The organism is Butyrivibrio sp., from assembly GCF_017940685.1.
GTDB lineage: Bacteria > Bacillota > Clostridia > Lachnospirales > Lachnospiraceae > Butyrivibrio.
In genome coordinates, this window is record NZ_JAGAYD010000044.1 from 1 (window position 1) to 19,435 (window position 19,435).

The following is a 19,435-nucleotide window of genomic DNA, read 5'->3' on the forward strand; positions in this document are numbered from 1 at the left end:
CTTAAGTTGTCTTATGAAGCCAAAAAACATGAGATCAACTATCTTAGATCAGAAAACCTTGCATCGGTTTTCGTAACTACAAGGTCTAAGAGCCTTGACGCCATTCTTGCGGACAAAGACTACAAGGAATCAGGCAGGATCACAGTTTTTGACAAGGATGGAAATGTGGATACAAGTCTTGGTCTTGAGTTTATCAAGGGCCGAGGCAATTACTCCTGGAACAACTGGGACAAGAAACCCTTTAAGATCAAGCTTGAAAAGGAAGCATCAGTTCTGGGACTTGGTAATGGCAAGGACTACGCCTTTATTTCAAACGCATCTGATGCGACTCTTATCAGAAATGCCATAGCAAGAGACCTTGAAAAGGCTGTGGGAGTGCCCTTTGCAGGAGAGGGCAGGTTTGTGGACCTTTATATAAATGGGGACTACATGGGCAATTACTATCTTTGCCCCAGCATCGAGGTCGGAACAGACAGGGTAAATATCACTGATATTGATATCAGCCAGAACAGAGTCGTTTCTGAATTAAACAGTAAGGCTCTGAGCCCATATGAGACGCCTCTTATAAAGGGATGGAATATTCCGGACGGTACAGCCGATATCACTGGCGGATATCTTGTTGAAAGAGAATTTGGCGACAGGTACAATCTGGAGTACCAGTACTTTAAAAATGGTTTTATCACCAGTAACGATGAGCATTTTATTGTTATTTCTCCTCAGTACTGCAGCAAAAATGAGATAAACTATATTTCTCAGTTTTTTGAAGAAGCTGAGAAGGAGATACTTGGACATGAGCCTCTGGGAACTATCGTTGATGTAGACTCTTTTGCCAAGAGATATCTTGTTGAAGAAGTGACCAAGAACTATGACGGCGGAGTAAGCAGCTGTTATTACTACAAGGATTCCGACAGCATAGATGGCAAGCTTTATGCTGGGCCTGGCTGGGACTTTGATATGAGTCTTGGCAATTATCTTGAGTGGATGGAGTATTACAACGAGGACGCCACAGGTATAACAAGGCTTTACCTTTCCGATCATTCTAGTATATACTATAGAGAGCTTGCCCAAAACGAAGAGTTTTTAAGCGTAGTCAAAAGGTACTACATGGATATGGCCTTGCCATTTATGGAGTATCTTGCAGATGAGGGCATAGATACTTATGAAAAAGAACTTATGGCCTCCGCTAAAATGGATAGTATCCGCTGGAGAGATATGTATGAGGAAAATGGATATGTATCCGGAGACCACAAGGAGTATGAAGAGCTTAAGACTTTTATCAGAGAAAGGCTTAAGTTTTTAAGTAAAGAGTAAACGATAGAATGTATTACAGAGTAGAAGATAAGTATTTTATATATGAAGATCAAATTGCATATCTTACAAACCGCTTAAAAGAGATGATGGACTATGATGAGCACTCAAGCGGCGGAGGGTATCTTATCCGAAGCGTCTATTTTGATGACGCAGATGACAGCGCTCTCTTAGAGAATGAAGCCGGAGTTGACGAAAGAGAAAAGTTCAGGATCCGCACCTATGAAAGAGATGACGCTTTTATAAGGCTTGAGGAAAAAAGCAAGAAAAGCGGTCTGACCCACAAGGAATCTGCTGTAATAGGCAAGAACACAGTAGAGACTCTTTTAAGGGATGGATGTAGTGCAGGAAGAGCTGTTTTAAATTCTGAGTGCCTTCTTAAGGAAGAAGGATTTCTTTTTAAGAAGCTCTATGCTAAGATGAATACGTCTTTGCTACACCCTGTGACTATCGTCGAGTACGAGAGGCAGGCTTTTGTTGAGAGAGTCGGCAATGTGAGGATCACCTTTGATAAGAACATTGGTGCTTCAGAATATGTGGACAGATTCTTTGAAAAGGATGTCTGCGCAAGACCGGTTCTTCCGTCGGGAGCTCACATACTGGAAGTTAAATACGATGAATTCCTGCCAGAGTACATCCAGCAGGTTTTAGAGATAGGATCACTTCAGAGAACGGCCTTTTCAAAATACACCATGGCCAGAAGAAATTATGAACAGATTGGAGAATTATTATGAGTTTTCAGGACGCACTTAAAAAATCGATATTTGAGGGATTTACTGCAAATGATATCCCTGTGAGCCAGATCGTGGCTGTACTTGCTTTTACATTTTGCATAGGACTTTACCTGTTTTTGATCTACAAGCTTATCAATAAGACTTCTCTTTACAACAGAAGCTTCCATATTGCAATGGCTATGATCTCCGTAGTTACAGCGGGAATTATCCTGGCAATGCAGTCAAGTATCGTCATTTCCCTTGGTATGGTTGGTGCACTTTCAATCGTAAGATTTAGAACAGCCATCAAGGACACCATGGATCTGTTATTCCTTTTCTGGTCAATTGGTGAAGGTATCATCTGCGGAGCAGGACTTTTTGAGCTGGCTGTAGTTGTAGCTCTTTTGGTTACAGCAGGAATTCTTATCCTTGAGCTTATTCCATTAAATAAGAAGCCATATGTGCTTGTTGTAAACAGTACAGATGCAGGCTCAGAGGATGAAATAGTAAAGAGAATCGCTGATAACAGCAAGGGCTATAAGATCAAGAGCAGAAACCTTAAAAAGAGCGGCCTTGATATGATAGTAGAGGTTGCAACCACCACAGAAAAAGACCTTATCAGAAGCCTTGGTGAACTGGAATCAGTTGTGAATGTATCTCTTCTTACCCACGAGGGTGAAGTAAGGATCTGATAAATAAACCTGACAGACATAAGAAAACCACCTGCTTTTGCAGGTGGTATTTTTTTGGGAGGAGGGGTTGTCGGGTGGGGAACCAGACAACCCGTGTATGAAAAAAAGTATTGTTGGGGGTTCAGAAGTTTTTGTCTTCTGATGAGTATTATATTAAACGGAATATTTTGCCAAATTATGTCAGAACTCTAAAAGAAATATAACCTATTCTAAAATAAAAACAAACTTAATAAACAAAAGAAATACAGGGAGATTAAGTTACTGAAGTACGGCTTCTTTATTGAAATTCCCTTTCATTTTGACGCAAAAAAGATCGATTTTCTATGGATTATTCTAAAGATTGTTAATACTATAGGCTTAGAAAGATGTAGTGTTTTCTTTTTTGGCAAGGAGGCAGGCTATGAGTAGTGTAGGTGCTATTTCTTCAGGCTATAATGATTATTCATCATATTCGACAATAACAGGTGGTGGAAAGATAACTAAGGCATCCGAGGATGCAGCAGGACTGGCTATACAGGAAAAGACAGAGTCACAGGTAAGAGGCCTTGACCAGGGAGCAGAGAATCTCAAAGACGGAGAATCACTTCTTAAGATTGAGGATGGTGCCCTTGATCAGGTTACAGATTACCTTCAGTCCATAAAGGAATTGTCTGTAAAGGCTATGAACGGAACCTTGTCTGATGATGACAAGCAATCGATACAGGCTCAGATAGAAGAGTACATGCAGGGCATTGAGGACATTGCTGGGAATACAACCTTCAATGAAAAGCAGCTCCTTAATGGCGATGACAAGCTCTCAATTGCCACAGATGGAAATGGCGGTGAAAAGCAGGTATCAACAACAGATTCTACTCTTAAGGCTCTTGGAATTGAGAATTATGATGTCACAAAAGACTTTGATATGGCAGACATCGACAAGGCTCTTGAGAAGGTTACTTCTTCCAGAACAGAGGTTGGTGCACAGACCAATGGAGTTGACTATGCTCTTACTTATAATTCCCATGCAGCTCTTGAGCTTAATGGATATCAGATGGACAAGGAAGAGAGCAACAGTATAGAAGCTTATCAGAAGATGAAGACCCAGCAAGTGCTGGATACATATCAGAATACTCTCCAGAAAATGCAGATGGAAGATGACGCGCAGAAAAAGCTTTCTGTATTCATGTAAATAATGGGAGGATTCATATAAAAAGGGTGCCTGCGTATATCATTTGTACGCGGGCATCTTTTTATACTTTTTAGCCAAATAATTGTAAAAAACATATTGCTAAAAGTGTCCGCAGCACAAAGACAAGTGTCTTTTGGTGGTAAATTCTTGATCTATATTAATCAGTTGTAGCGATTTTACTGTCCAATACTTGACATAAAGTAATATAAATTCTACACTAAACAAGGCTTGCATAATAGAAGTTGATCTTCAGGTGCAATGACGTACATAGACTGTGCGTAATTGCATTTTTTATGTTATAACTTAATAATTTAGCACGGCAAAGCGTTAACGCTTTGTGGGGATGAATATGCAAGACCTAAGATTTTAGAAATGGGTTGGAGACGCTATGAATACTAAGACTTTAATGTACATTGTAAAGAGAATTCTCCTTGCAATCGTTACAATTTGGGTGGTTATTACAGTCACTTTCTTTGTAATGCACGCTGTTCCAGGCGGACCATTCACTGGTGAGAAGGCAGTAAGTGAAACTGTCATGCAGGCCATGGAAGCCAAGTATGGATTGGATAAGCCACTTGGAGTTCAGTACATTACATATTTAGGAGATATTGTTACCAAGTTCGATTTTGGTCCTTCACTTAAGCAGAGAGGTAGAAATGTCAACGACATCATCCTTGATGGAATGAAGACATCTGCCAAGCTTGGACTTATCGCTGCAGTAATTGCACTTATCTGCGGTGTTATCCTTGGATCTGTTGCTGCGCTTCGCAGAAACAAGCTCATCGACAGGATCATCATGATCATCACAACTGCATTTGTATCTATGCCTTCATTTATTATGGGCTCACTTCTTCTTATAGCATTTGCCATTAACCTGAAGTGGTTCCCTGCAAATGGAGCTTCAAAAAATGGACTTGTCCTTCCCGTAATCACTTTGTCACTTTATCCAATGGCATACATTACAAGACTTACAAGATCTTCAATGCTGGAGGTTCTTGGTCAGGACTATATCAGAACTGCCAAGGCCAAGGGTGTATCCGGCGTTAAGATCATCTTTGGACATGCTCTTAAGAATTCACTTATACCTGTTATCACTTATTTCGGACCTATGCTTGCGGGTATCGTTACAGGATCTCTCGTAGTAGAGCAGATCTTTGCGGTTCCAGGAATCGGACGTGCCTTCGTAAACAGCATCACAGGTCGTGATTACCCTCTTGTTATGGGAACCACTATTGTTCTTGCAACACTGATCGTTATCATGAACCTTGTGGGCGATATCATGTACAAGGTAGTTGATCCGAGAATCACATTAGAGTAATCAGATAAAACTGAAAATAAAGTATAGGAGAAATAAAATGGACATTTCAAAGCTCAGTGCCCAGGTAAATATGGATGATTTCATTCCTGCTACCGAGGCTGAAAAAGAATATATGGTACAGATGCGACCATCATCTACTTTCTTTAAGGATTCTGTAAAGAGACTTCTTAAGAACAAGGTTGCTACAGTTTGTTTCTTTATTATAGTGATCATCACACTGGCAGCTATCTTTATTCCTATGTTCTGGCCTTATTCATATGACCAGATGCTTGGAATGACACCTGGTAAGCCAGTCGATAACAGCTTTAAAGATCTTAGACCTTTTGAATATGGAAGATCTGAGATAAAGAGAATGGAAGCAGGAGAGAGCGTTATTCCTCACGTATTTGGAACTGACTCTCAGGGAAGAGATTATTTCATCCGTGTGGTTTACGGAACTCGTATTTCTCTTGCAGTTGGTTTCTTTGCCAGCATCATCGTTCTTATCATAGGTATGACAATTGGTTCTGTAGCAGGATACGCCGGCGGAGTCGTGGACCTTGTGATAATGCGAATAGTCGATATCATATATTCGCTACCTGATATGCTTATGGTTATCCTTCTGTCATCAGTTCTTAAGGTTGTTATGGAAGGAGCTTTGGACGGAACGGTATTATCCAAGATTGGATCGAATATTATCAGTTTGTTCATCGTCTTTGGTGTTCTTTACTGGGTTTCAATGGCAAGACTCATAAGAGGACAGATATTGTCACTTCGTGAGCAGGAATATGTTCTTGCTGCTGAGGCAGCGGGAGCTAAAGGCAAGTGGATCATCTTAAAGCATCTGATCCCTAACTGCTTCTCAGTTATCATCATTTCAACAGCACTTCAGATTCCAAGTGCTATCTTTACTGAGAGCTACCTTTCATTCCTTGGACTTGGTGTAAATGCGCCTATGCCTTCGCTTGGTTCACTGGCATCTGATGCGCTTAATGGTATTTCATCATATCCTTACAGACTGGTCATTCCGGCAATCGTTATTTCACTTATTGTTCTTTCACTGAACCTTTTCGGTGATGGACTTCGTGATGCGTTTGACCCTAAACTTGACACATAAGAAACTGCGTTTCTTTTGTGCGGATTGCACACTCGCTATACTATTTCGGAGGCTATAAAATGAATTTACTTGAAGTAAGAGATCTGCATACCTCATTCTTCACAGATGCAGGTGAGGTCAAGGCAGTTAATGGAATATCCTTCAATCTGGACAGAGGTAAGGTTCTTGGCATTGTTGGAGAGTCAGGTAGTGGTAAGTCAGTTACAGCATATTCGATCATGCAGATCCTGGCAGGTGCTGGCAAGATAGTTTCAGGTTCTATTAAGCTTGATGGACAGGAACTGGTTGGCGCAGGCGAGAAGGTAATGAAGACAGTCCGTGGAAACAAGGTGTCTATTATCTTCCAGGATCCTATGACAAGTCTTAACCCTACATATACAATTGGACATCAGCTTATGGAGGCAATACTCCTTCATACAGATAGAAATAAGGAACAGGCAAAAGAACGTGCCATCGAGATGCTTAAGCTCGTTAACGTCAATGAGCCTGAAAAGAGAATGAATCAGTATCCTCATGAGTTCTCAGGTGGTATGAGACAGAGAGTTATGATCGCTATGGCCCTTGCATGTGAGCCTGATATTCTTATTGCCGATGAGCCTACAACTGCACTGGATGTTACTATCCAGGCTCAGATCCTTGATCTTATGAAGTCACTTCAGAAAGAGCTTGGAATGGCTATCATCATGATCACACATGACCTTGGCGTTGTTGCCCAGATGTGTGACGAAGTTATCGTTATGTACGCAGGTTCAATCTGCGAGCAGGGAACAGCAGATGAGATTTTCTACAATCCCTGCCATGAATATACAAAGGGACTTCTTCGTTCAATTCCTACAGAGGGAAGAGAGGGCAAGAAGCTTGAGCCTATCACAGGTACACCTATTGACCTTCTCAATATGCCTAAGGGATGTCCTTTTGCACCAAGATGTGACAATGCTATGAAGATCTGCCTTCGTGAGAGAGCAGAACGCATGCAGATCAATGATGATCATGCTGCAGGCTGCTGGATGAATGTCAAGAAGCTGATGGAAGGCGGTGAACAGTAATGAGCGAGATTTTAACAGAGAAAAACCTTGTGGATATCAAGCACCTCAAGGAATACTTCAATGTAAACGTTGGCTTCTTTAAGACCAAGCCACTTAAGGCTGTAGATGATGTGTCTTTTTCTATTAAGAAGGGAGAGACTCTTGGCCTGGTAGGAGAGTCAGGCTGTGGTAAGACCACAGTAGGACGTACTATCTTAAACCTCTACAAGCCTACAGATGGTGAGATCTGGTACGATGGTAAGCTTATTAAGACTAAGGAAGATATCAAGGAATTCCGTAAAAAAGCTACTATGGTTTTCCAGGATCCTTATTCATCATTAAACCCAAGAATGACAGTATCAGACATTATTGCTGAGCCTTTGGACGTACATGGTCTTTATACTACCAAGGAGCAGAGAAGAGACAGAATCCTTGAACTTATGGGATATGTCGGACTTAACTCAGAGCATGCTTCAAGATATGCCCACGAGTTCTCAGGCGGACAGAGACAGCGTATCGGTATTGCAAGAAGCCTTGCAGTTAACCCGGAGTTTATCGTATGTGATGAACCTGTATCAGCTCTTGATGTTTCAATTCAGGCCCAGGTTATCAATATGTTTGATGAGCTCCAGGAGAGACTTGGACTTACATATCTCTTTATCGCTCACGACCTGTTGGTAGTAAGACATATCAGTAACAGAATAGCAGTTATGTACCTTGGAAAGATGGTTGAGCTGGCTGATGCAGATGAGATTTACAACAATCCACTTCATCCATACAGTAAGTCACTTCTTTCTGCAGTTCCTGTTCCTGATCCTAAGATTGCAAGAGCTAATAAGAGAATTGTTTTATCAGGCGATATACCTAGTCCTTTGAACGCTCCATCTGGATGTCCTTTCAGAACCAGATGTGCATACTGCAAGGGAGACTGCGCAGAGAGTATGCCAGAGTTCAAAGAGGTTTCAAAGGGTCACTTTGTTGCATGCCATCATGTGGCTGATATCAACTAGTTCATACATGTGATATGCAGATAACTGTTTATCATGTTTATGATATAAAAAACATTCATAATAAGGAGGAAAATTATGAAAAAGAAGTTAGTTTCTTTGGTACTTGCATCATGCATGGTACTCAGCCTTGCTGCTTGCGGTCAGTCCGCTACAAGCACTGAGACAGCTCCAGCTGATACACAGGCTACAGAGTCTGCACCAGCTGATAGCGCAAACGCAGATGCTCCAGCAGCTGAGCCAGTAGGCGAGCAGGTAATTAACGTTTGCCTTGCTTCTGAGCCTGCATCACTTGATCCAGCACTTAACTCTGCAGTAGATGGTGCTACAATGATCAACCACCTTTTCTCAGGTCTTGCTAAGTGGGGACTTGATGCAAATGGTAACCTTGAGCTTCAGCCAGACTGCGCTCAGGAACTTGTTGAGGGTGTTGAAAACGAGGATGGTACAGTAACTTACACCTACACACTTAAGGATGGTCTTACATGGTCAGATGGCCAGCCTGTAACTGCAGGTGATTTCGTATTCGCATGGAACCGTGCTGCAAGCCAGGCTCTTGCTGCTGACTATGGTTACATGTTCGAAGTTGTTGATGGCTATGCAGACATCTGGGCTGATGGCGCTACAGGCGATGAGAAGCTCAATGTAACAGCTGTTGATGACAAGACTCTTGAAGTAACACTTGTAAACTCTATTGCTTACTGGAATGAGCTTCTTGCATTCCCTACATACATGCCTGTACGTGAGGATGTTGTTTCTAACGAAGCATGGGCTACAGATCCTTCAACATATGTAAACAATGGTGCTTACACAATGACAGCATGGGATCACAACTCAGTTATCACTCTTACAAAGAATGAGAACTTTGTTGATGCTGACAAGGTAACAATGAATCAGATCAACTTCTATCTTTCAGATGATGCTAACAACCAGCTCGCTAACTTCGAGAATGGTGACTGGCAGATGATCGATGATGTTCCTACAAACGAGATCGCTTCTCTTAAGGAGACATATCCTGATGAGTTCGTAACAGCTGGTCAGCTTGGTACATACTATGTATGCTGGAACATCAACGAAGAGATCCTTCCTGCAGGAAGCACACTTACAGGTGCTGACAAGGCTAACGCAGAGAACGAGATCCGTAACGCACTTGCACTTCTTATCGACAGAAACTACATCGTTAACGATATCGCACAGGGCGGACAGGTTCCTGCTTCTTCATTCGTAGCTATGGGTCTTACAGATGCTGACGGATCACAGTTCTATCAGAACGCTGGCCCAAGCAGCAGCTTCTCTGGATACTATGATGTATCTGAGGCAGCTTACGAGGCTAACTGGAACGCAGCACTTGATACTCTTAAGAAGTACTACACATTTGATGAGGCTACTCAGCAGTTCACAGACTTCCCAAGTCTTGTATACCTCTACAACACATCAGAGGGTCACAAGGCAATTGGTGAGGCTATTCAGTCAACATTTGCTGGTATCGGCATCACATTGAACCTTGAGAACCAGGAGTGGGCTACATTCCTTGATACACGTAAGGCTGGTAACTACTCAATCGCTCGTAACGGTTGGCTTGGTGACTACAACGATCCTATTTCATTCCTTGATATGTGGACAACACAGTCAGGTAACAACGATGTTCAGTTTGGTAAGGGTGACAACGCAAACGTTGCTGCATACTCACTTGACATCACAGACCTTGGCTATGACACAAAGGTTGAGAACGGAACATGGTCAGAGACATATGATGTACTTATTGGCGACATCAAGACCTGCACAGACACTAAGACTCGCTATGAGCTTATGCACAGAGCTGAGGACCTTCTTATGTCAACAGGTTGCATCTGCCCTATCTACTACTACACAGACCTTTACATGATCAACAAGAACGTTCAGGGCTTCTTCTCAAGTCCTCTTGGATACAAGTACTTCATGTACTGCACAATTACTGGCTGATCATAAATTAGGCTGGACATTCAAAGAGCCACGGGATTTCCCGTGGCTCTTTTTTAATTTGTATGTGTAGATCATAAAAAGACTTATCAGTTTTTCTTGTTGCCTCCAAGATAGTACATCTTGCCATGCATACCTGATCCATTTGGATTGTAAAGACTCTTAAGAAGATCTCTTTTGGCCTCTTCATAAGCATCTTCATTTTTCTTGGTGTAAGTATTAAGCTCTTCACCAAGAGCATAGATCTGATGCTGCATAATGGCCATGGTCTTGGCCATGTTTTTCATGATCTGGAGAACAGAAGACTGGTTTTCAGTTATGAAGTTGCCCATGCGCTCTTCAGTTACCCTCATTGCATAAACATCAGAGAAGGCAATTACTGTATAGATGGCAGGCAGCTGCATAAGTAGTCCCAGCTCACCAATACATGCACCAGGTCCGATGATGCCAAGGAGAACTTCGTTTTCAGTTCCGTAGCCTACATATATTTCAGCTCTGCCCTGTATGATCTTATAAAGATCAAGATTGACTTCACCTTCCTTGAGGATAAGACTATCAGCTGGGAAAGTGACAATGGCTTTTCCTTCATAGGTATTATCACCTATGGCGCTATTTTGCTTATTGTTATCCATACCCGCACCTCTAATAGTTTTTTGTTAATAATATTATACATGTTTTTTGCATTTTCGTTTGACGCTTTTATGTAATAAGAATATAATTACAAACTGTGTTAAAACGTAGCACTAAGATTGTTTTTGAGGAGAAGATTATGAAAAAGGATAAGCTTAAACCGATGCTGTTTTCCAACTTAAAGAGCTATACCGGGAAGCAGTTTGTAAGTGATGTTGTGGCTGGAATAATTGTTGCCATCATCGCACTGCCACTGTCTATTGCTCTGGCTCTTGCATCCGGAGTAGGTCCGGAAGAGGGCCTTTATACTGCAATTGTGGCTGGATTTATCATTTCCTTCCTGGGAGGAAGCAGAGTACAGATAGCTGGCCCTACAGCAGCTTTTGCCACAATCGTTGCTGGTATTGTTGCTACAAAGGGAATGGAGGGTCTTGCACTTGCAACGATCTTCGCTGGTATCCTTCTGATACTAATGGGACTATTTAGACTTGGAACGCTCATTAAGTTTATCCCATATACTATTACAACCGGTTTTACGGCAGGAATAGCGGTTACAATTGCTATCGGACAGGTCAAGGATTTCCTTGGACTTACATATCCGGCTGGAACAGCAACTGTTGAAACTATGGATAAAGCCGCAGCCATCGTAAAAAATATTTCAACCTTCAATCTTCAGGCACTTATTGTAGGACTTATCTGCCTGGCAATCCAGATTGTATGGCCCAAGATCAACCAGAAGATTCCTGGATCACTTATTGCAGTAATCGTTGGAATCCTGATGGTCAAGTTCCTTAACATGAATGTAAATACTATTGGAGACCTCTACGAGATAAAAGGCGCGCTTCCAACCTTAAAGGTTCCAGCCTTCAGCCTTTCAACTATCAGGTCTGTGGCAGGAGATGGCTTTACAATAGCTATTCTTGCGGCTATAGAATCTCTTTTATCCTGTGTTGTAGCAGACAGTATGATCAACTCACACCACAGATCAAACATGGAGCTTATTGCACAGGGTGCTGGTAATATTGGTTCAGCACTTTTTGGAGGAATCCCAGCTACTGGAGCTATTGCCAGAACAGCAGCAAACATCAAAAACGGCGGACGTACACCTGTAGCAGGTATGGTTCATTCACTTTGCCTTGTACTGGTTCTTTTAGTCCTTATGCCTTACGCAGCACTTATCCCTATGCCAACAATTGCTGCAATCCTGTTCATGGTGGCTTACAATATGTGCCAGTGGAGAACTTTTGTACATCTTGTTAAGACAGCTCCAAAGAGCGACACCATTGTACTTGTCATCACATTTGTACTTACTATCGTATTTGACCTTGTTGTAGCTATTGAGATCGGCATGGTTCTTGCCTGCCTCTTATTCATGAAGAGAATGAGCGAGGAGTCAGGAATCCGTGGATGGAAGTACTATGATCCGGACGATGATCCTGATGGTCCAGAGCTTAAAGAGATACCTAAGCACGTAAGAGTTTATGAGATCAGCGGACCAATGTTCTTTGGCGATGCTGACCTTATAGCAGACATCAGTATCAAGGATTTCACAAGAGCGCTTGTTATCCGTATGCGTGGTGTGCCAGCAATTGATGCAACTGCCATGCACTCCTTTGAACAGCTCTATGAAAAGTGCAAAAACAATGGCGTACAGCTTGTATTCTCACACGTAAACGAGCAGCCACTTAGCACAATGGAAAAAGACGGATTTGTAGAACTTGTAGGAAGAGAAAACTTCCTTCCACATATTGATGAAGCTCTTAAGAGAGCAGCAGAGATTTAAGCATTGCACCGGGGATGGTTCCCCGGTGTTTTTTTATTAAAAAGATAATAAAAATGAATGGAAAAGAAACTAAATATAATGAAATTGTATTAGAATATAAATGTGATATTGATACTTATGGGTAGCCACGTTTTTTAAAGAGGTGACTGAATGGAAAAAGCAAATAAAACCGGCTTTGACAGATATCTTTCTCCGTTACACGTTTGGGCGCTTTCCTTCGGATGTGCAGTTGGATGGGGAGCTTTTGTAATGCCAGGAACAACGTTCCTGCCCTCAGCAGGACCAGTAGGAACATGCTTTGGGCTTATCCTTGGAGCCTTTGTCATGTTCATCATTGGTATCAACTATCATTTTCTGATGAACAGATTTGATGACTACGGTGGAACCCTTACTTACACCGTCAAAACACTTGGGTACGATCATGGATTCATGAGTGCCTGGTATCTGATGCTTGTTTACATAGCAATCATTTGGGCCAATGCATCAGCACTTGCGCTGATCAGCAAAAATCTCTTTGGCAGCACATTTCAATTTGGCTTTTACTATAAGATCCTTGGGTATGATGTTTATTTTGGGGAGATTTTGCTGTCAATAGTAGCTGTGCTTATCTGCGGATCACTGTGCATCAATTCAAAGCGCCTTGCTGTTTCAGTTCAGGTTGTTCTTGCAATTGTTCTGGTTCTTGGAATAACAGTGGTGGTAGTGGCTGCTGGAGCTGATCAGAGTGTTATGCACACAATTCCCGAGCCAATGTTCGCCCGTAATAATGGAACGCCTCTTCGTCAGTTCCTTTTCATAATAGCTCTTTCTCCCTGGGCCTTCGTGGGCTTTGAATCAATTTCAAACTCCACAGCAGGCTTTAAGTTTTCTGCAAAGCATTCGCTTCTGATCATGACAGCAGCTATTTTTACCTCTGTCTTTTCCTATGTTGCGCTGTCTCAGCTGGCAGTTAAGGCATTTCCAGATGGTATCACAAGATGGGATGAGTATATGAAAAGGCTTGGAGAATTTGACGGCGTTAAGGGCCTTCCGACTTTTTACGGCGCATACAGCGCTTTGGGAAATGTGGGCGTATACATTTTGGGAACAGCTGCACTGGCAGCTATTTTAACAGGCCTTATCGGTAACTTTATAGCCGCATCAAGGCTTCTTTACTCCATGGCTGATTATGGAATGCTACCAAAATGGTTTGGAGAAGTCAACAGCGATTTCATTCCCAGAAATGCACTTTTATTCCTTATGGGGATATCAACTTTGATCCCCTTCCTTGGAAGGACTGCCATTGGGTGGATCATAGACGTCAACACCATTGGTGCTGCAATTGCGTACGCATACACTTCTGTGGATGCTTATCTTATTGCAAAAAAAGAGAAAAACACTGAGATCATGGTCACGGGAATAGCCGGGGCTGTATTATCTGTTCTTTTTATGGTCTATTTCATGCTTATCTTTGCAGATGGTATGTCCACAGAGAGCTACCTTATCCTGGCTACCTGGAGCATCCTGGGATTTCTTTGTTTTAGGATAATCTTTGAGAGAGATGGTAAAAAGCGCTTTGGTAAGTCTACCATTGTGTGGATAGGTCTTTTGTTCCTTATATTCCTGACGTCCCTGATGTGGGTTAAAAGAGCTACTGATGAGATGACAGCACAGGTGGTCTCTGAGATCAGCTCATATTATGAACAGCACGCCGGAGGCAGGAGCATAAGCGAGATTGAGGAAACGGAAAACTATATAGCTGGCCTTCTTGCTCAGACTGACCTTAAGATCACCAAAAACATAATCGTTCAGATGAGCCTTAATATCATTTCTCTTGTGATCATGTTCAGTATTTACACTATCATGTCAAAGAGACAGCATTCTGCAGAGATTGAGATTGCCAAAGCAAATGAAAGAAGCCGGGCTAAGACTGTCTTTTTATCCAACATGTCCCACGACATCAGAACTCCCATGAATGCCATAATAGGGTATATCGACCTTGCAGAGAATGAGGCATCGACCTATGAGGAACTGCAGGAATACCTTTCTAAGATCAAGGCCTCCAGTAAACACCTTCTTGCCCTTATAAATGATGTACTGGAAATGAGCCGCATAGAGAGTGGCAAGATGGAGCTTGAGCTGGTTCCGGTGAATCTAAAGAGCACAATGGATGATCTTAGGGATCTCTTTTCAACTCTTATGAGAGAAAAGAAGATCGAGTACATTGTGGATACAGAAGGAATCAGCAATGAGTACGTGTACTGCGACAAGAACAGGTTAAACAGGGTGCTTCTAAATCTTGTGAGCAATGCCTACAAGTTCACTCCTGAAGGTGGCAAGGTCACAGCTTCGGTAAAAGAAGAAAAGCAAAGGATAAAGGAAAAGGCATTATATGAGATAAGCGTAAAGGACAATGGAATTGGAATGTCCAAGGAGTTTGTAGATAGGGTTTTTGACGCCTTTGAAAGAGAGGATGATACGGCAGTAAGCGGCATACGTGGAACCGGCCTTGGAATGAGCATTGTTAAAAGAATTGTAGATATGATGGGCGGAACTATAGATGTTAAGTCCGAAAAGGGAAAGGGCACAGAGTATGTCATAAAGCTTGAACTACAACTTCAGTCAGAGGAAGATATAAAGAAGGCAAAAGAGTCCCAGGCAAACAGGCCAAGTATCATAGATTTTACTGGCAAAACAGCTCTTTTGGTAGACGACATGCCAACAAACAGGAAAATTGCAGTAAAGCTTCTTGAGCGCAATGGCTTTACAGTTGAACAGGCTGAAAATGGCCAGGAAGCAGTGGAGATTGTAAGAAATAGTACCCCGGGGCATTTTGACGTTATCCTTATGGATGTCCAGATGCCACTTCTTAACGGCTATGAAGCCACCATGGCCATAAGGAGCCTTCCTGATCCCGTGGCTTCACAGGTGCCTATCGTGGCAATGACAGCCAATGCCTTCTATGAGGACATCCGAAAAGCTAAAGAAGCAGGAATGGACGGCCATATAGCCAAGCCAATAGACGTAAAAAAGATGTTGGAGGAGCTTACAAGGATCCTTGGCTAAATGTTTACTTGAAAACACAATATATGGTATAATGTGTTTACAAGTCATACAAATAGAGGGGGATCTACGCATGAAGAAGATCTACGTACTGGACACCAACGTTTTGATTCAGGCACCTCACGCTCTGAAGTGTTTTGATGATAACGAGGTCGTTCTTCCGCTGGTAGTCTTGGAGGAGCTTGATACTCACAAGAGAGATGAGGGTGAGAGAGGAGCTAATGTCAGAGAAGCTATCAGGATCTTAGAGCAGCTGCGTGGCGCAGGAGATCTGGTAGCTGGTGTGGAGCTTGATAATGGAGGGCTTCTCAGGGTTGAGAAGAACTTCAAGGATGTGGAGCTTCCCAAGGATATGGCAGACTATAAGTCTGACAACCGCATACTTAAGGTGTGCAAGGGACTTAAAGAGACTAGTAAGGAACAGGTAATTCTTGTTACCAAGGACATTCTGATGCGTATAAAGGCTCAGCTCCTTGGCATTAAATCAGAGGATTTCACAACCGAGCAGGTTGCAGGAGAAGGAGATCAGTACAGCGGCAGGATTGATGTGTATGCCCCTGAAGATGTATTTAAGGATTTCAAGAAAAAAGGCATTCCGGTAGACAAGGTTTACTGCTGTGATGAAGATGGCAATAAATATGCTCCGGAGCTTTATGAGAACGAATTTGTAATAGTAAGAGCAGATCAGTCACTTTCCAAGACTCAGATGGGAAGAGTTTCAAAGGGCATGATCAAAAAGCTCGAGTACGAAAAGAGCCAGCCTTACGGCGTTAAGCCAAGAAATGCCGGTCAGTACTTCCTTCAGGAAGCCCTGATGCAGCCAGCTGACGTGGCTCCCCTTGTAATAGTCAAGGGTATGGCAGGAACGGCCAAGACCTTCTACTCACTAGCTGTAGGACTTGAGAAGATGATCAACCGCCCAACAGGTGAGTACAGAAGAATCCTTGTGTGCAGACCAAATTCCCAGTTTGATGACGACATCGGATTTTTACCTGGTGATGAGCAGGAGAAGATTTCACCACTTATGAGGCCTATCATAGATAACCTTGAGCAGCTTATCGACTCCAACGAGGAGGAGAGATACAAGGATGAAAAAGAGCTTCAGGGCAAGACTGATGAAGTCTTTGAAAGAGGTATAGTTCAGTGTGAGGCCCTAAACTTCATCAGAGGCCGTTCCATCTTAAAGACCTACCTCATCATTGATGAAGCCCAGAACATGACACCTACTCAGGCAAAGGGTATCATTACAAGAGCAGGTAAGGACACCAAGATCATCCTTCTTGGAGATCCTAACCAGATCGACAGACCTTTCCTTGATGAGAGGACCAACGGACTTTCTTATGCATCAGAGCATATGAAGGGGAGCCCCTTTGCATGGCAGATATCTCTTTCTGCATCAGAGTGTGAGCGAAGCCTCCTTGCTATGGATGCTATTGAGAGAATGAGAGATAAGGGCTAAATATAGCTATTTACTGGCACTGCGATGCTTTCGCAGTGCCAGTTTTTTTGTGCTTGACAGCTTGGTCTATTGGGTATAAACTAAACTTGTCAAGTCGATATCGAATAGACCAACGGAGATAATTAACTATGGCTGTAGAATTTGGAGAAGTACAGATGAAGTTTGCAGAGCTCATCTGGGAGAAGGAACCTGTTGGATCAGGTGAACTTGTTAAGCTCTGCGCGGAGAGGTTTGACTGGAAGAAGTCCACAACCTATACGGTCCTTAAAAAACTCTGTGACAAGGGACTGTTCCAGAACGTGGAGGGAATTGTTACTTCCAGGATTTCCAAGGAAGATTTTTACACAAAAAAGAGCGAGGAATTTGTAGACGAGGCATTTGGGGGCTCACTACCAGCTTTTTTGGCAGCGTTTACCTCACATCAACAACTATCAAGAAAAGACATTGAGGAAATACGGAGTATCATTGATAAGATTCAGTAAAGGCATCATGTGAAGGCGAGAGGGAAAGAGTATGGGGCTAATCTTTAGTAAAGTACTTGAGATGAGTATGGCGGCTGTTCTTTTGATAGTTGCGGTAACACTTCTTAGGATACCGCTGAAAAAAGCGCCAAAGTGGTTCATGGGGGTATTGTGGACTATTGTGGCACTTAGGCTTCTTGTGCCACTTCAGGTGGAATCAGGTCTTGGCTTTATGCCTGATTTTGGACAGGTTACAAGTCTTGTTACAGGCAGGGAAGCTTTAAATGACAGCAGCGTGTATACCTCTGAAGATACTGTTTTACCTTCTTCAGAGCTGACCAAAAACGAGGCTTTAGCTGACGGTGGCGGGATTTCTAAGACTACTCTGGATCAGAAAAAGGGAACACTAAGTTACCTTACAATCCTTTGGATTGTGGGTATGATCATGGCTTTTGGCTATGCATTATACAGTTACATTTCTATTAGGTTAAAGACAAGAGTGTCCATCAGATACAGATCCAGCGATAAGGTTTACGTATGTGATGACATAGATACACCTTTTATATTTGGACTTGTAAAACCCGTGATCTACCTGCCATCAGGCCTTGACCACGACACAATTGTCAATGTAATAGCCCATGAGAAGGCACATCTTAAAAGAATGGATCACTTAAGAAAAGGCCTTGGCTTTTTTATCCTGACTATCCACTGGTTTAACCCGTTTGTGTGGCTTTCTTATATCTTGTTTTGCAGAGATATAGAGCTTGCCTGCGATGAGAGAGTTATCAGCACCATGTCTACAGATGAAAAGAAATCCTACGCAGAGTCACTGTTATCCTGCAGCACTAAAAAAAGAAGGATGATGGTATACCCTGTAGCCTTCGGAGAAGTTGCAGTGGGTACCAGGATCAGGCAGATCTTTAATTACAAAAAACCTACATTCTATCTTGTACTTTTGCTGGTTGCGATAACAGGAACACTTGCCACCTGCTCTTTTACAAGAGCAGCAGATAAGGTTACCATAACCCCCTATAAAATTGACGTAGTATCTGCCCCTGACAGAATAAGAACAGAGAATGTGGAGGCTATAGCAGAGCCAGTAATGGCCAGGACCAGAATAGAAGAAATAAGGTGGAAAGAGGAATCAGAGGAAGTAAAAGTTGGGCAACAGGCGAAAGCTGATGAGATAGAAAAAAGCACTTCAAGTGTTCCTTCTGAAGTAAAAATCGAAGACAACGGTAAAGGAGCTTCTGTAGATGTAAAAGAGGGAAACACCCATGTCAGTGTTTCAGCAGATGACTTAAACAAGCTGACTTCTGTAGAACCTGTAAAAGAAGTTGTTAATGTTACAGAAGATATCGTAGACGAAGTGACAGATGGCATTTTGATAGATGGAGAAATTGCTGACACTGCAGTAGACACCGCATTTAGTATTACCACAGACACATTGGGACTAGTTGACAGCATACTTGGATGGTAAGGAGGATATCATGGCAGATAAGAGAAACATGGTTATTTTTGCAGCGGCAAAGGAAGCAGGTATTTTAGAAAAAGAGATGAAGAACGTACTTGTAGGTCACAAGGACGGATTTTTCGAGATTACTTTTTCTACTGAGTGGATGATGTACGATATGTATGTGGAGGAGGAGTCAATGATGGTCCTTGGGGTAGATTTTAGACCAATACCAGTAAACTCACTTCTTGAAAGCCTGCCTGAGTCAGTTCAGGATGCATCCTAAGAAAAAACAAAAAAGATAAGGGCCTGTCTCTTGAC

General features: G+C 42.4%; 16 protein-coding genes. 15 read left to right on the top strand and 1 reads right to left on the bottom strand.

Annotated elements, in window-relative coordinates; all coding sequences use genetic code 11:
• The 9 genes from J6I68_RS03045 to J6I68_RS03085 all read left to right on the top strand — a co-directional run.
• A partial coding sequence (locus tag J6I68_RS03045) for a CotH kinase family protein (protein ID WP_292217273.1) occupies positions 1–1,311 on the top strand: 1,311 nt, incomplete at its 5' end.
• An 8-nt stretch (positions 1,312–1,319) separates the two neighbouring features.
• Positions 1,320–2,042, top strand: a complete 723-nt coding sequence (locus J6I68_RS03050; protein WP_292217275.1) for a polyphosphate polymerase domain-containing protein — start codon at positions 1,320–1,322, stop codon at positions 2,040–2,042.
• On the top strand, positions 2,039–2,713 hold the full coding sequence (locus tag J6I68_RS03055; protein WP_292217276.1) for a DUF4956 domain-containing protein: 675 nt from the start codon (positions 2,039–2,041) through the stop codon (positions 2,711–2,713). Before J6I68_RS03050 ends, J6I68_RS03055 begins: the two co-directional genes overlap by 4 nt.
• A 400-nt stretch (positions 2,714–3,113) precedes the next feature.
• Entirely contained in the window at positions 3,114–3,881 is a 768-nt protein-coding gene (locus tag J6I68_RS03060) for a flagellin (RefSeq protein WP_292217279.1), read from the top strand.
• 388 nt (positions 3,882–4,269) lie between these two features.
• Positions 4,270–5,199: an ABC transporter permease gene (locus J6I68_RS03065; protein ID WP_292217282.1), complete on the top strand. Its 930-nt coding sequence runs from the start codon at positions 4,270–4,272 to the stop codon at positions 5,197–5,199.
• Positions 5,200–5,236: 37 nt separating this feature from the next.
• Complete coding sequence (locus tag J6I68_RS03070) at positions 5,237–6,295, top strand: ABC transporter permease (protein ID WP_292217285.1); 1,059 nt, start codon at positions 5,237–5,239, stop codon at positions 6,293–6,295.
• Between the two features lie 59 nt (positions 6,296–6,354).
• A complete protein-coding gene (locus J6I68_RS03075; protein WP_292217288.1) occupies positions 6,355–7,341 on the top strand; it encodes an ABC transporter ATP-binding protein in 987 nt (328 codons plus the stop codon).
• A complete protein-coding gene (locus tag J6I68_RS03080; RefSeq protein ID WP_292217291.1) occupies positions 7,341–8,330 on the top strand; it encodes an ABC transporter ATP-binding protein in 990 nt (329 codons plus the stop codon). The genes J6I68_RS03075 and J6I68_RS03080 overlap by 1 nt, the downstream gene beginning before the upstream one ends.
• A 75-nt stretch (positions 8,331–8,405) precedes the next feature.
• Positions 8,406–10,289, top strand: coding sequence for a peptide ABC transporter substrate-binding protein (locus tag J6I68_RS03085; protein WP_292217293.1), 1,884 nt, complete (start codon positions 8,406–8,408; stop codon positions 10,287–10,289).
• 86 nt (positions 10,290–10,375) lie between these two features.
• Here the strand turns inward: J6I68_RS03085 and J6I68_RS03090 are convergent, their stop codons facing one another.
• Positions 10,376–10,918, bottom strand: a complete 543-nt coding sequence (locus tag J6I68_RS03090) for a Crp/Fnr family transcriptional regulator (RefSeq protein ID WP_292217296.1) — start codon at positions 10,916–10,918, stop codon at positions 10,376–10,378.
• A gap of 137 nt (positions 10,919–11,055) precedes the next feature.
• Between J6I68_RS03090 and J6I68_RS03095 the strand changes: the two genes are divergently transcribed.
• The 6 genes from J6I68_RS03095 (at position 11,056) to J6I68_RS03120 (ending at position 19,400) form a co-directional block, all read left to right on the top strand.
• Positions 11,056–12,699, top strand: a complete 1,644-nt coding sequence (locus tag J6I68_RS03095) for a SulP family inorganic anion transporter (RefSeq protein ID WP_292217299.1) — start codon at positions 11,056–11,058, stop codon at positions 12,697–12,699.
• Positions 12,700–12,849: 150 nt separating this feature from the next.
• Complete coding sequence (locus J6I68_RS03100; protein ID WP_292217301.1) at positions 12,850–15,744, top strand: ATP-binding response regulator; 2,895 nt, start codon at positions 12,850–12,852, stop codon at positions 15,742–15,744.
• Positions 15,745–15,814: 70 nt separating this feature from the next.
• A complete protein-coding gene (locus J6I68_RS03105; protein WP_292217303.1) occupies positions 15,815–17,200 on the top strand; it encodes a PhoH family protein in 1,386 nt (461 codons plus the stop codon).
• A 128-nt stretch (positions 17,201–17,328) separates the two neighbouring features.
• Positions 17,329–17,682 (top strand): BlaI/MecI/CopY family transcriptional regulator, encoded by a 354-nt coding sequence (locus J6I68_RS03110; protein ID WP_292217306.1) that lies wholly within the window; start codon positions 17,329–17,331, stop codon positions 17,680–17,682.
• Between the two features lie 31 nt (positions 17,683–17,713).
• Complete coding sequence (locus J6I68_RS03115; RefSeq protein WP_292217309.1) at positions 17,714–19,141, top strand: M56 family metallopeptidase; 1,428 nt, start codon at positions 17,714–17,716, stop codon at positions 19,139–19,141.
• Between the two features lie 10 nt (positions 19,142–19,151).
• Positions 19,152–19,400 carry a hypothetical protein gene (locus tag J6I68_RS03120; RefSeq protein WP_292217311.1) on the top strand — a complete coding sequence of 83 codons (249 nt, stop codon included), beginning with the start codon at positions 19,152–19,154 and terminating at the stop codon, positions 19,398–19,400.
• Positions 19,401–19,435: the final 35 nt, after the last annotated feature.